At 69.6% G+C, this 13,814-nt stretch carries 10 protein-coding genes; 2 read left to right on the top strand and 8 right to left on the bottom strand.

What is annotated here, in order from left to right:
* The first annotated feature begins 86 nt into the window (after positions 1-86).
* Positions 87-1,190 carry an alginate O-acetyltransferase AlgX-related protein gene (locus ACZ5V4_RS09010; RefSeq protein ID WP_464314515.1) on the top strand — a complete coding sequence of 368 codons (1,104 nt, stop codon included), beginning with the start codon at positions 87-89 and terminating at the stop codon, positions 1,188-1,190.
* Between the two features lie 114 nt (positions 1,191-1,304).
* Here ACZ5V4_RS09010 and ACZ5V4_RS09015 read toward each other — a convergent pair whose 3' ends face one another.
* The 3 genes from ACZ5V4_RS09015 to ACZ5V4_RS09025 all read right to left on the bottom strand — a co-directional run bounded on the left by ACZ5V4_RS09015 (position 1,305) and on the right by ACZ5V4_RS09025 (position 5,285).
* Entirely contained in the window at positions 1,305-2,828 is a 1,524-nt protein-coding gene (locus tag ACZ5V4_RS09015; RefSeq protein WP_464314516.1) for a lytic transglycosylase domain-containing protein, read from the bottom strand.
* 257 nt (positions 2,829-3,085) lie between these two features.
* Entirely contained in the window at positions 3,086-4,834 is a 1,749-nt protein-coding gene (locus ACZ5V4_RS09020; protein ID WP_464314517.1) for an aldehyde ferredoxin oxidoreductase N-terminal domain-containing protein, read from the bottom strand.
* Complete coding sequence (locus ACZ5V4_RS09025) at positions 4,821-5,285, bottom strand: 4Fe-4S binding protein (RefSeq protein WP_464314518.1); 465 nt, start codon at positions 5,283-5,285, stop codon at positions 4,821-4,823. The genes ACZ5V4_RS09020 and ACZ5V4_RS09025 overlap by 14 nt, the downstream gene beginning before the upstream one ends.
* Positions 5,286-5,475: 190 nt before the next feature.
* On the opposite strand from ACZ5V4_RS09025, the gene ACZ5V4_RS09030 reads away from it, so the two are divergent.
* Entirely contained in the window at positions 5,476-5,718 is a 243-nt protein-coding gene (locus ACZ5V4_RS09030) for a hypothetical protein (protein WP_464314519.1), read from the top strand.
* Positions 5,719-5,783: 65 nt separating this feature from the next.
* On the opposite strand, the gene phoU is transcribed toward ACZ5V4_RS09030, so the two are convergent.
* The 5 genes from phoU to ACZ5V4_RS09055 form a co-directional block, all read right to left on the bottom strand.
* On the bottom strand, positions 5,784-6,452 hold the full coding sequence (gene phoU / locus ACZ5V4_RS09035; protein ID WP_464314520.1) for a phosphate signaling complex protein PhoU: 669 nt from the start codon (positions 6,450-6,452) through the stop codon (positions 5,784-5,786).
* Between the two features lie 41 nt (positions 6,453-6,493).
* The gene (pstB, locus tag ACZ5V4_RS09040) at positions 6,494-7,255 is read right to left on the bottom strand and encodes a phosphate ABC transporter ATP-binding protein PstB (protein ID WP_464314521.1); all 762 of its coding nucleotides are present in this window, start codon (positions 7,253-7,255) and stop codon (positions 6,494-6,496) included.
* Positions 7,256-7,283: 28 nt separating this feature from the next.
* Positions 7,284-8,651: a sensor histidine kinase gene (locus tag ACZ5V4_RS09045; RefSeq protein WP_464314522.1), complete on the bottom strand. Its 1,368-nt coding sequence runs from the start codon at positions 8,649-8,651 to the stop codon at positions 7,284-7,286.
* Positions 8,652-8,663: 12 nt separating this feature from the next.
* Positions 8,664-9,347 carry a response regulator gene (locus ACZ5V4_RS09050; protein WP_464314523.1) on the bottom strand — a complete coding sequence of 228 codons (684 nt, stop codon included), beginning with the start codon at positions 9,345-9,347 and terminating at the stop codon, positions 8,664-8,666.
* Positions 9,348-9,521: 174 nt separating this feature from the next.
* Positions 9,522-13,793 carry a BadF/BadG/BcrA/BcrD ATPase family protein gene (locus tag ACZ5V4_RS09055; RefSeq protein WP_464314524.1) on the bottom strand — a complete coding sequence of 1,424 codons (4,272 nt, stop codon included), beginning with the start codon at positions 13,791-13,793 and terminating at the stop codon, positions 9,522-9,524.
* Positions 13,794-13,814 lie beyond the last annotated feature (21 nt).

Genomic DNA, 13,814 nt, shown 5'->3' on the forward strand with positions numbered 1-13,814 from the left:
CCGGGAATCTGACTATTTGCAGCCGCGGGACATCGTGGTACCAAGCGGGTGCCTGCTCGTTTCGGGGGCTAACAGGACGCCCCCCTATGAAACCGAGACCCGCAAGCCTCTTGCTCCTGCTGGGCGTCAGCGCCGTCAGCCTGATCCTGGCAGACTTGGCGTTCCGCTTCTACGAATCGCGCGCGTTCACCGCCTCCTACCGGCTGGACGGCCCCGTGGCGGACCTGCAGGGCCTGAACTACAACGACACCTCCGTGCCCAGGGCCAAGCCGCCGAATGAGCTTCGCATCCTGAGCTTCGGCGACTCCTTCTGCCACTCCATCGTCAGGTTCCCGGCCTCCTACAACGGCGTGGCCCAGGAACTGCTCTCCCGCCCGGGACGGCCCGCCAGGGTGGTCAACCTGGGCGAGCCCAGCTCGTCGTTTCTCCAGTACGCGGCCTCCATGCGCAACTGGACGCCCCAGATCGCACACGACGCCGTGATCGTGAACGTCTTTTTGGGCAACGACCTCTCCGAGGCCGCGCGGCGGGAAATCCCCGACGACGGCGTGGTCAACCGCACCCTCGGGGCCAACTTCGTGGACGTGCAGACCGGGCGCAAGCGCATGCGCCACGTGCCGCGCAAGTTCCCGCTGCGCATGATGGACTTCGCCTACGCCTACTACCTCTATTTCACGGAAGGGCAGTTCGTGCTGCGCGACGTGCCCGAGCCCTACACCCACGCGCTCGGCCCCATGAGCGAGGCGGACTGGCTGCGCGTGGCGGGCCGCCACCTGGAGGCCTGCGACCCGGCGGCCCTGCCGCTCCTGGAAAAGGGCCTCGGGGACGTGGACGCCCTGGGCGCGGCCCTGGCCCAGGCAAGGGCCGGGGGAACGCGGGTGCTGGTGCTGCTCTCGCCCGCCCAGGTCCAGTTGGACCCGGCGCTCCTGGCCCGGGCAGCCGAACGCCTGGGGCGCGACCCGGCCGGGTTCGACCTGGAGCAGCCGGCAAGGCTCGTGCGGGAGCGCCTGGCGGCAAGCGCCCCGGACGCGCCCGTGCTGGACCTGACACCGGCCCTGCGGGAGGCCGCGAGCCATGGGGCCGCGCTCTATTACCCCCTGGAGACGCACTGGAGCGTGGAGGGCAACCGGGTGGCCGGGCAGACCGTGGCAAAATGGGTGGAGGAGAACTGGGCGGACGCAACGCGTTGAGCCGGCACGGGCGTCCTCGCCCCACCTTGGGAGGCCAGCCAAGCCGCATGGAACGCAAAAAGCCCCGGGCGTCGCCTGCCCGGGGCTTTTTGCGTCAAGCGAACGATTCCCGCCCTAGGTCCCGCTGCGCTTGATGATCTTGTAGCGCGGGGCCGGGTTCAGCTCGGTCTTGTCTTCAGCCGGAGCCTCAGCGGCTCTCGGCTGGTCGTTGGCGGCGCGCACCGTGGCCGCGGGCTGGCCCGCCGCCGGGATGAGCAGCGGCGTGCCGGGGGTCAGGGCTTCCTTGGGATTGGCCTGGTTGAAGCTTATGAGCTCCTGCACGCCCACGCCGGTCTTGCGCGCCACGGACTCAATGGTGTCGCCCTTGCGCACCACGTAGAGCGTGGGCTGGGCCGAGGCCGGGGTGACCGAGACGGGCTGCGACTTGGAGCGCGCGGCCACCGCCGTGCCCGAGGAGGCGCGGCCGGGCGCGGCGGGCTCGTAGGCCATGCCGCCGTCCAGGGAGCAGGCGGCCAGAGGGATGCAGTAGGCCCTTCCCGGGGCGGGGGCGTCCGCGCCCTTGTTGGCCTCGCGCAGGGCGGTGGCGGGCACGCCGGTCTCGCGCGAGAGGCTCCACCAGGTCTCGCCGCCGCGCGCCAGCCGCATGGCCGCGCTTCCGGCCTTGGACGGGTTCGCGGCGTAGGCCGTGGCGGCCTGGGCCATGCGCTTGGGCACCCAGGCCGAGGTGGTGCGGTCCGGCGGGCTCACCTGGCGGCGGTAGGCCGGGTTGATGGCGTGGAACTGCTCCCAGGAGAGGCCCAGGTGGCTGGCCAGCCCGGCCAGGTCCGTGCCCGGGGGGATGCGCACGCCGGTCAGGTCCTTGGAGCCGCGCATGTCTGGCTCGTCGAAGCCCAGGCGCTTGGCGTTCTTGGTCACCTTGAGCATGGCCAGGAACTTGGGCACGTAGTGGCGCGTCTCCTCCTTGATGGGGGCGGCCGAGTTGGCCAGCGCGACGAAGGACTGCTTGCCCGTGGAGTTCATGGCCCGGGAGATGGTGCCCTCGCCCGCGTTGTAGGCGGCCAGGGCCAGCTGCCAGTCGCCGAACTGCTTGTGCAGGGTCTTGAGGTAGCGCGCGGCGGCCACGGTGGCCAGGTAGGGGTCGCGGCGCTCGTCCAGCCACCAGTCCACGGTCAGGCCGAAGCGCTGCGCCGTGGCGGGCATGAACTGCCACATGCCCACCGCGCCGGAGCGCGACACGGCCAGGTTGTTGTAGCCGGACTCGATGTAGGGCAGGGCCAGCAGGTCCTGGGGGATGCGGTGGCTGGCCAGCACGGCGCGCACGTACTCCAGGTGCGGCTCGCTGCGCAGCATCCAGCGCTGCACGGTGTCGCGCTTGTCGCGGGTGAAATACTGGAAGAACAGGGTGACTTCCCTGGTCTCCTCGTCGGTGAGGTTGAAGGAGATCCCGGCCTTGGAATCGAGGGCCTGGCGCTCGACCGGGGTCAGCGGGCGGCCCCTGCTGTTTTTCAGGGCGTCGAGCTCCGTGATCTCGGGCTCGAGGTTGCCGGACACCGGCCTGTTGCTCCGGGCGTCGTAGGAGGCCCCGCCGCATCCGGCCAGGAAAAGCAGGCAGAGAAGAGGAATCAGCCGCACTGTCATGGTCGCACCCTCGTCCTTGAGGTTGATCACTGCCACGACAAAAGCAATTGGCATGCCGATCCAATTATTTCAGAGCGTTACGCCAACACTCCGACACTTTCCAGCGCCTGATTCCCCGATACGCTGGAAAACCGACACGTTGCAAGCAAAAGACGCATCAGGGTCCGGCTTTCCGCTCCACGGCGCGAAGCGGAAAGCCGGGGCCAGGGGGAGGCTTCTCCCCCTGGCCGCCGGAGGCGTCTTGACTCTTCCCTCCCCTAAACCGCCATCTCCCTGATGACCGTGGCGTAGGCCTGCTTGAGCTCCTCCAGGTAGGCCGCGTCGATGGGGCCCTTCCAGGTGACCACTTCCAGGTAGCGCTTGGGGATCTTCACTTCGTCCGGGTCGAAGCCGGTGGCGAACTTGGTCTTCCAGCGCAGCTTCTGCACCTTCCCGGCCGCCTCGCCGAGGCTCGCCGCCACTTCCGAATAGCCCATCACGTCCAGGGCCTTGGCCAGGGACTCCTCGTCGTAGGCCGAGCGCGCGAACAGGCAGGCCACCATGCTGGTCAGGGCGCAACGCTGGCGCTCGTCGTCCACCATGAACTTCACGGCCTTGGCCACGTCCTTGTCCTGGGATTTCTGGTCGTAGGAGTAGCCCGCGCTGTCCAGGTGCGAGTGCCTGAGCCCCATGGCCTGGGACACGAAGAACACCTCGCCCGTGGCGTAGCCCGCCATCTCCTGGCCGAGCACGCAGGCGTAGTCCTGGCCCTTGTAGCGTTCGGCCGCGACCATGGTCCCCTGGGCCAGCAGGCGGTAGAACTCGTTGGGCGGCGTGCCCAGGTGCGTGAGCGCCACGCGGTAGGCTTGAGCGTCGCCGAACTTGAGCGACGTGAGCGTCTCGGCCTCGGTCACGGCCCCCTTCTCGAAGGCCTCGGTGGCCCAGGCCAGGGACACCCCGCCGGAGATGGCGTCCAGGCCCTGGCGCTCGATCTCGTCGAGCACGGCCAGCACGTCCGAGGCGTTGGTCATGCCGAGCATGGACCCGGTGGCGAACACGGGCTCGTGGTCGTAGGCCACCTGGCGGTAGAGCACGTCGTTGTGCTTGGCGAACTGCTCGCGCAGAAGCCCCACGTGGATGCAACCCACGGGGCAGCCCGTGCAGGCGGTCTTTCGCAGCAGAAGCTCCCGGGCGAAGGTCTCGCCGGAGATGTTGTCGATGAGCGAGTCGTCGTGGGTGGTCTGCATGTTGCGCCAGGGCAGGGCGCGCAGCTTGTTCATCACGGCCATGTTCTGGGCCGTGCCCAGGTCGTGGTACTTGGTCATCATCTCGGTGGTGGTCAGCTTGAGATGGATGTCCTTGTACAGGGCCGCGAAGGCCTTGCCCTCGGGGGCGGGCATGGCCGAGGCCCCCTCCACCAGGATGGCCTTCAGGTTCTTGGACCCCATCACCGCGCCCGCGCCCAGGCGGCCGAAGTGGCGGTAGGAGTCCACGTTGATGCAGGCGAAGGCCGAGAGCGTCTCGCCCGCCGGGCCGATGCGCAGGATGCTGCGGTGGCCCGCGCCGCTCGAGCGCATCTTGCGCAGCATCTTGCCCGTGGTGAACACGTCCAGGCCCTTCAGATAATGCACGTCCCTGACCTCGAACTGCCGGATGCCCGCCGACAGGCTCGAGAGCACCGGGGCGCGGCCCACCACCACCAGCGCGTCGATGTGCGCGAAGCGCATGGACAGCGCGAGCCTGCCGCCCGCGTGGGACTCGGCGAAGCGCTCGTTGTAGGGCGACTTGAACCCGCACACGGTCTTGCTCATCATGGGAAAGCAGCCCGTGAGCGGCCCGATGGCGAAGATGAGCGGCTGCTCCGGGGCCAGGGCCGGAAGCTCCGGCCGGCCGAACTCGCCGTAGAGCGCGGCCGCCAGGCCGGAACCGCCCAGCATCTCGCGCTTGTCGCCGAAGCGGCGGTATTCGCCCCTGCCCGTGGAAAGGTCCGCGACCAGCACGCGGAAGCTATGGTCAACCGGCTGCATCGCTGGCCTCCGTGGATGCGGCCCCGGCTTCTGGCCGGGGTTCTTCGTGGGGCGAGTCCACCAGGGCCAGGCAGTCCAGCGGGCAGAAGGCCACGCAGCGGCCGCAGTGGATGCACACGTAGGGCAGGTTGGACTCGGGCTCGATGTAGATGGCGTCCACGGGGCAGGCCTTGGCGCATTCGCCGCAGCGGATGCACAGGCTCTTGTCCACCTTCACGCCGCCGCCCTTGCGCTGGGTGTAGGCCCCGGTGGGGCAGGCCATGGCGCAGGGCGCGGGGTAGCAGGCCAGGCAGAGCTTGGCCTCGAAGCCCGTGGATATCCCGCCGGAAGACACGATGCGCACTCCGGCCGTGGACCAGGAGATGCGCTGGTGCACCAGCCGGGCGCAGGCCAGCGAACAGGACTGGCAGCCGATGCAGCGTTCGATGCGCGGTGCGCGCAGGATTTTCATGACGTTCTCCGGGATGCGATGTTAGCCGTTTCTTAGGCCCGCGAGAGCCTAAGGTCAACGTATCAGTTCAGGCATGTCATTGACGCTCGCCTTGCGTTGCCATAATATTGGCGACGGTGGTACGTTTCGGGAAAGTATTTCGATTCGTTAACAATATCAGCCGAGCCCCCAAGCCCAAGGAGCCTGCGCCATGACCCTCGCCCGCGCCGCCTTGCCCCTCGCCCTGGCCTGTCTGCTGTCCGCCTGCGCCAGCCCCCCCTACTCCCGGCAGGGGACGGACCGGGAAGCGGCCATGGCCGACTACCAGGACTGCTACTCCAAGGGCTGCCTGGACCACTACACCCCCGAGGTCAAGGCCAGCGTGAACAAGTCCACCCGCGCCTGCATGAAGGAGCGCGGCTACGTGGAGAGCTGCAACTTCAATCCCTGGTAGGCACGGAAGAGAAAGACGCCTCCGGCGGCCGGGGGGAGGCACTCCCCCCGGCCGCCGGAGGCATCCTAGAAAGGCTGGCAGTGATGCTTGATGGACACGCCCTTGACCACGAAGATGGCCCCTTCGGCGATGTTGGTGGAGAGGTCGCCCACGCGCTCCAGGGAGCGCGAGACCATCACGGTGCGGATGGCCTTGTCCAGCCCGGCCACGCAGGCGTCCTCGCCGCCGATGTCCATGCAGGTCTTGAGCACCTTCATGTTCAGGTCGTCGGCCAGGGAGTCGGCCGCGCAGACCTTGCGCGCGAGTTCCGAGTCCTGGTCGCGGAAGGCCTGCACGGCCATGCGGTACATCTCGGTCACCTGCCCGCCCAGGGCGGCCAGATCCTTGAACACGGGCGCGGGCTGGGTCTGGGAAAGGAGCACGGCCTGCTCGGCGATGTTCACGGCCTCGTCGCCGATGCGCTCCAGGTCCACGACCATGCGCATGCAGGACACGACGAACCTAAGGTCCATGGCCACGGGTTGGTCCAGGGCCAGGAGCCTGAGCGAGAGGTTGTCCACCTCGCACTCCATGGCGTTGATCTCGCTGTCCGAGTCGATGACCAGCCTGGCCAGGTCGATGTCCCTGTTCACGAGCGCGGCCAGGGCTTTCTCCAGTGCGCGGTCGGTGTAGGCCGCCATCTGGAGCACCTTGACCTTGAGCTGTTCCAATTCCTTCTGAAAACGCGGGTCCATTGCCCCTCCTGATATCCTGCCCCGCCGGTCCCCCGTGGGGATCAGCCGAAGCGGCCGGTGATGTAATCTTCCGTCTGCTTGTTGGCGGGACGGGTGAAGATGGTCTCGGTCTGGTCCATCTCGATGAGCTTGCCCATGTAGAAGAACGCGGTCATGTCCGAGACGCGGGCCGCCTGCTGCATGGAGTGGGTGACGATGATGATGGTCAGGGCCTTTTTCAGCTCGTGGATGAGCTCCTCGATCTTCTGGGTGGCGATGGGGTCCAGGGCCGAGGCGGGTTCGTCCATGAGCAGCACCTCGGGCTCCACGGCCAGGGCGCGCGCGATGCACAGGCGCTGCTGCTGGCCGCCGGAGAGGCCCAGGGCGTTGGTGTGCAGGCGGTCCTTCACTTCGGCCCACAGGGCGGCCTGCTTGAGGCTTTTTTCCACCTGGCGGGCGATGAAGGCGTTGTCGTTCATGCCGTTGACCCGAAGCCCGTAGGCCACGTTCTCGAAGATGGTCTTGGGGAAGGGGTTGGGCTTCTGGAAGACCATGCCCACCCGGCGGCGCAACTCGACCACGTCGATGCCGCCCGCGTAGATGTCCTGGCCGTCGAGGGTCAGCTCTCCCTCGACCCGGGCCACGTCGATCAGGTCGTTCATGCGGTTCAGGCAGCGCAGGAAGGTGGACTTGCCGCAGCCCGACGGTCCGATGAGCGCCGTGACGTGGTTGGTCTGGATGTCCAGGGTCACGGAGTGCAGGGCCTTGAAGTCGCCGTAGTAGAAGTCCAGTTCCCTGGCGGACATTTTGATGGGGATGGTCATTTACGGTCCTTGGGGTGATGATGCTCGTTCACTGGGCCTCGGGGAGGCTGAAACAGAACGCCGCCCCGGACATGCGCCCCTGGGCCTGTTCCACCCAGATGCGCCCGCCGTGGCGCTCGACTATGTGCTTGGCGATGGCCAGGCCCAGGCCCGTGCCGCCCTCGCCCTTCATGCGCGGCCTGTCCACGCGGTAGAAACGCTCGAAGACCCTCTGGCGCTCCGCCTCGGGCACTCCCGGGCCCATATCTTCCACGCAGATGGTGACGCCCGCGCTTCCCGGACGGTTCGATACCGTGACGGTCGAGTCTTCCGGCCCGTACTTGATGGCGTTTTCCAGGAGGTTTCGCAGCACCTGGGTCAGCTGGCCGGAGTCGGCCATGACCTCGGGGCCGTCCTCGGGCAGCAGGCTCTCCACGGCCACGCTTCGCTCGCGGGCCAGGGTGGCGCACTCGCGAAGGGCCGCCCGGAAGCTCTCGGAGGCCTTCACGCGGGACTTCTTCACGGGCTGGCGGTCGTTCTCGATGCGCGCCAGGCTCAGGAGCTCGTCCACCATCTTGGACATGTGGTTGGCGTTTTTCAGGATCACGTCCAGGAAGCGCCTGGGCTGGCCGTCGCGGAACTGCTTCTCGCCAAGGAGCGTCTCGGCGTAGCCCTTGATGGAGGTCAAGGGCGTGCGCAGCTCGTGGGAGACGTTGGCCACGAAGTCGCGCCGGACCTTGTCCAGCCTGCGGAACTCCGTGAGGTCGTGGAAGACCAGCACCGCCCCGAGCCCGGACCCGCGCTGGGCCGGGCGCACGAGGCTCACGTCGAAATACCTGTCCTGCCCGGGTTCGATCTGCACGCTGACCACGGCCGGGCGGCTGTCGTCCTGCCAGTTGAGCACGGTCTCGGCCGCGGTCTGGAGCTCCGGGCAGGAGACCACCTCGATGGGCAGCCTGCCCGTGGCCCCCGCGAGCACGGGGAAGAGCTCCTCCATTGCCTTGTTCACCAGGACGATCCGGCCGTCCACTCCAAGGACCATGAGCCCTTCGCGCATGCCGCCGAGCACGGTCTCGATGCGCAGCTTCTCGGCCTCCAGGGCCTTGACCTGGCCCTCGATGCCGCTGGCCATGGCGTTGACGCTCGAGGCCAGCTCCTCCAGCGCCAGGCCGGATTCGGGCCAGAGCCTGCGGCCGTAGTCGCCGTCGCCCACGGCCTTGAGCACGGACGCGCACTGGCGCACGAAGCGCGCGTGCCGCCTGGTGATCAGCCAGCTCATGAGCCCGGCGCTCACGGCCATGGTCCCGGCGGCGATGGTCACGCCCAGGCCGTCCTTGGGCAGCAGCCAGAGCGCCAGAAGCCCCAGGCCGCAGGCCAGGACGTGCGAGAGGAAGATGCGCAGGCCGAAATCGACCATGGTGCAGGGCCCTTATTCCTTGAAGCGGTAGCCGACCCCGCGCACGGTCTCGATGAGCGAGGAGTAGGGGCCGAGCTTCTGGCGCAGCCTGCGCACGTGGGTGTCCACTGTGCGGGCGTAGCCCTCGAATTCGTAGCCCCACACGGTGTTGAGCAGCTGGTCGCGGGTCTGGACGCGCCCCTGGCCCTTGAAGAGCTCGGCCAGGAGCTTGAACTCGGTGGCCGTGAGCGCGATCTCCTCGCCCTGGGCCTGGGCCTTGTGGGCGTCCAGGTCCACGCTCAGGCCGTCCTTGCGCATGACCTGCTTCGCCGGGGCGCCCGGACTCAGGCGCTTGAGCACGGCGCGCACGCGCAGGATCAGCTCGCGCGGGCTGAAAGGCTTGACCACGTAGTCGTCCGCGCCCAGCTCCAACCCCACGATGCGGTCCACCTCCTCGCCGCGCGCCGTGAGCATGATCACGGGCACCTGGGCGGTCTTGGGGTCGCGCTTGATGCTCTTGCACACTTCGAAGCCGTCGGCCCCGGGCAGCATGATGTCCAAAAGCACCAGGTCGGGCTTTTGGCGCCTGATCCTGTTCAGGGCGTCCAGGCCGTCGCGGGCCACGGCCACCTCGAACCCGGCGTTCTGGAAGTTGTATTCGAGGAGCTGGAGGATGTCCTCGTCATCCTCGACGATCAGCACGCTTTCCTTTGTCATGGCCATATCCTCCGGATGGAACCTCAGATCACGGTCAGGTGACGGGGCCATGGTGACAATATCACGATTCGGTGACATTTCCGGAAACAAAGCGCAAGCGCGGCCTGGCGGGCATTGTGACGGCACCGCGCCGGGCCTCTGTAACATGTGCGAAGGCGGGCGGCGCGGGCGATCTCAGCCCCGCATGGCCCGGTGCAGGCGCGCGGCCTGGAGGCAGAAGGCCTCGATCTTGGCCTCCACGAGCTGCGGGAAGGGGTTGCCGTCGGTCTCCACCGTGAGAAGCGGCAGCCTGCCCCGGGCTTCGGGGGGCAGCACGCGCGCCCGGCCGGGGTAGAGCGCGGCCAGGTTGTCCGTATCGAAAACCCGCGAGAGCACGGCCTCGGCCAAGCGCGTGGGCATGCACCCGAAGGGGCCCAGGGCCACCACGCCGCAGGCCGGGGCGAGCACCTCGTGGAAGGCCGCGCCTATGGTCAGGATGGCCTCGCCCGTGAGCATGGGCGAGACATGGGGCGAGCCGGCGCGCACGATCTCGGCCGTGTCCGGGGCGTGCGCGGCCGCGAGCCCGGAGGGCGCGAAGGCCTCCAGGGCCTGGGCGTGGGCGCGCCTCTTGAACCACTGCTTGACGCGCCCCTTGAAACCGCCCGGCCGGGTGATGCCCTGGTTCTGGAGCCAGTCGGTGTAGAAGACCCATTCGCTCACGGGCGCGGTGCGCACCACGAAGCCCTTGGCCGCCAGGCGGCGCACCAGGCCCTGGCGCGAGATGGGGTCGTGGCGCACGTAGATCTCCCCCACCAGGGCCAGAGCGGGCAATTCCCTAACGGGCGTGTGCAGCGCGACCCCCGAGAGCCTCGAAGCCGAGGCGCGCAGGGCGGCCAGGCCCGCGCGCCAGGAGCGGCGCATGGCCGACGAGACGTCCTGGAAGCAGCGATCCAGGAGCGACAAGGCGTCCTCCGGGTCCCGGGCGGCGGCCAGGAGCGCGCCGCGCGCCTGGTCGAAGAGGTCCCCGGCCACGATGCCGCGCCACACGGCCAGGGTGAGCCTAGGCGAAAGCCCGGCGTAGCCGTTGTCCGCCTTGGGCGAGAGCACGGCCGCGTCCTCGATTCCGAGGCGCTCGACGAGCCGCTGCGTGAACTGCGCGTACTGGCCGAAGCGGCACGGGCCGTCCGCCCCGGGCATGAAATAGGCCGTGACCTCCCCCGGCTCACGCCGCCCGAGGTAATCGAGCAGCGTGCCGATGGTCAGTTGCAGGGGCAGGCACTCCTTGCAGCTGGAGTTGCCCCGCCCGGTCTGGAGCGTGTCGCGCGTGGCCGGGGGCAGGGCCTGGGCGCGCACCCCGGCGGACTCGAGGGCGGATGCGGCCAGGACGCTGGCGAAGGGGTTCATGCTGGGGATCAGGAGCTTCACGCGCGGGTGCGTCAGCGCGAGCCACTCGCCGTCCGAGCCGACGATCCCGCCTCGCCCGTCCCGGGCCTGGGCCCTCGCCGGGCGGAAGGCTGGCCCGGCCGCAGCGCGCGAGCCGGGCGCGCGCATCCGGCGGTGGTTGTCCGCGATGTCCAGGAAGGCCTCCAGGCGCGTCTCCAGCCCGGCGTCGGCCGTGTGGCTGTCGAGCTCCAGGGTAAGAGACGGCTTCTCGCCCATCTCCTCGCGGAAGTAGCCCAGCAGGAAGGAGTCCGGCCCGCAGGAGAAGTTGGTCACGTACGCGCCGTAGAGCCCGGGCATGGCGGCCGCGCGCCGGGCTCCGGCCAGGATTGTCCGGCCCATGCCCCAGTACATGGGGAAGTCGTCCGGCCCGTCCAGCCCGGCGGCCAGCATGTCGCAGGGGATGACCAGAGCCCCGCGCGTGGCCAGCTTCTCGGGCACGGCCTTGTTGGCCTCGGGCGCGAAGGCGTTGTAGGGCCTGCCGAAGAGCGCCACCCCGATCACGCCGTCGCCGAGCCTGCGCAGGGCCTCGCGGCCCATCTGGGCCAGGTCGCGCCGGAAGAGCATCTGGGCGTTGAGCCCGGCCTGGAAGGCCCGGCGGGCGGACACGGCGTCGGCTCCGAGCGTGCGCGCCACGCCGAGGAAGACCTTCTCGGACGCGTTCAGGCCCTTGCCGAAGTCCAGCGCCGGGGTCAGCAGGCGGCCTCCCAGCGCGTCAAGTTCCGGGAAGGCCGCGCGCAAATAGTAGGGCTCGCCCTGGAGCAGCACGCACGTGCACGACGCGCCCTGGCCACCCACGGCGGGCACGGCGCGAACCTGCGGCAGGAACACGGCGTCCGGGCGCTTGCCGATAAGCGACTGCATGAAGCAGTGCGCCAGTTCGGCCGGATAGCAGAGCCCCGCCCCCATGCGGTTCACGCCCTCCGGGTCCGGCCCGTCGGGCAGGACCACGTCGAACCCGAGCTCGTCGAAGAAGGCCCGGAAGAGCGGGAAGTACGTGTTCACCAGGTAGGAGCGCGACAAGCCCACCGTGGGCCTGGCCGCGCTCCCCTGCCCGGGCGGCCCGGCGTCGCGGAAGACGCGGCGCTGCCTGGCCTGGACCAGGTCCAGGGCCGCCGTGTCCGGTGCCCTACCCTGGCGCAGGTTCTCGAAGCGGTTGCAGATGCCGCCGAAGGGATGGACCTTGCCGCCCACCTCGATGCGCGAGATCACGCAGCCCCGATCGCAGCCCCTCTGCCCTCCCCGGCCGCCCCGGCAGATGAAGGAATCGCGCCGCGCGGCATCGCGCGCGGCCAGGGCGTCCAGGTCGAAGCGCCCGGCCGGAAGAAGCCCCAGGCGGATGCGCCTGTCCACCTCCAGGGCCACGCCGAGCGCGCCCATGAGCCCGGGCTCTGGCGGCACCACGATGCGCTTGCCCGTGAGCATGGCCATGGCCGCCGGGACCGCGCGGTTGTAGCAGACCCCGCCCTGCATGAAGACCCGCTCGCCCACGGGGCGGCTGCCCTTCACGCGGCTGACGTAATTGAGGCACACCGAGCGCACGAGCCCGGCCAGGATGTCCTCGAGGGGCAGCCCCTCCTGCACGGCCACGGTGATGTCCGAGCCGATGAAGGCCGCGCACTGGTCGCTGAAGTCGGGCGTGGCGCGCGCGGCCAAGGCCTTGGCCGCGATGTCCCGGGTGTCCACGCCCAGGGATTCCCTGGCGGATTCCTCCAGAAACGACCCCGTGCCCGCGCTGCAGGCCTCGTTCATGGCCGAGTCGCAGGGGTGGCCGCCCGAGAGGAAGGTGTACTTGGCGTCCTGGCCGCCGATCTCGAAGATGGTGTCCACCTGGGGGTCGTAGTGCGCGGCCGCGGCCGCGTGGGCCACGATCTCGTTGATCGCCGCCGTGGCGTGCGCGTGCAGCGCCGCTATGGCCCGGCCCGAGCCCGTGACCCCGAGCCCCGTGACGCTCACCCCGGCCCCGAGCTGCGCGGCCAGGCTCGCGTAGACCCTGCGCGACGCGCCCACCGGGTCGCCCTCGGTGCGCAGGTATTCCCCGGCCAGCACGGCCTTGTCCGAGCGGCGCACCACCACGCCCTTGGTGGTGGTGGAGCCCACGTCCAGGCCCACCAACACCTCGTCGCCGGGCTCGGCCCGGCCGCGCGGGTGCTCCTTGAACTCCACGAGCGGCAGGCTGCCGGAAAGCGGCCCGAGCATTGAGAACACGGGCGGGCGGGGAGTGAAGAGGGGGCCGTCGCCAAGCGGCGCGGGCGCGTGCTCCAGGGCCCAAAGGGCCGCTCCCAGGGCCTCGAACCAGGGGGCGGAAACGGGGATGCGCAGCTCCGGGGCCTTGCTGGCGAGAAAGCGCGTCAGGTACGGGTTGGCCGCGCACCCGCCCACCAGCAGCAGGGCCTCGCGCTCGAGCCCGTGCAAAAGCTCCAGGCACTTCCCGGCCATCATGGCCCCGAGCCCGGCCACCACCGACTGCTTCGGCGCGCCCTTGTTCAGCGCGTGCGTGCAGTCGGACTTGCAGAAAACCGAGCAGCGCCCGGACACGGCGTAGGGCTCGGCCAGCGCGTCCATGGAGGAGAGCTCCCCCACGCCCAGGCCCATGCGCCCGAGCTGCTGCGCGAGGAACTCCCCGGTGCCCGAGGCGCACTTGCCCCCGGAACGGATTTCGCGCACGCGCGCGTTCGTGTCCAGGCCGTAGGCCATGAACGTCTCGCCCCCGGCGCAGAGCACGGCCGCCCGGGCGGGGGCCGGGCCGAGTTCATGGGCCGCGGCCAGTTCCACGGCCTCGGGTTCGGAAATGGAAGGGAAGGTGACGATGTTCCTGAGCTTGCGCCCCGTGGCGCAGGCCGGGAGGCCGCGCCAGCCCGGCTCGGCCGCGAGAAGGGCTTCGAGCGCGCCCGGGGGGTCGCCGCCGTGGGGCAGATTCACCGCCCTGACGACGGAGACGCCGGAGGCTTCCGCGCGGACGCGGACCAGCCCGATGGAAGAGGCGCCCAGGCACAGGCCGAGGGCTTCCCGGTGAGTGGCGCGCATGAGACGGCCGGACGGGTCGGG

This window comes from Fundidesulfovibrio sp. YSD1 (assembly GCF_055397115.1).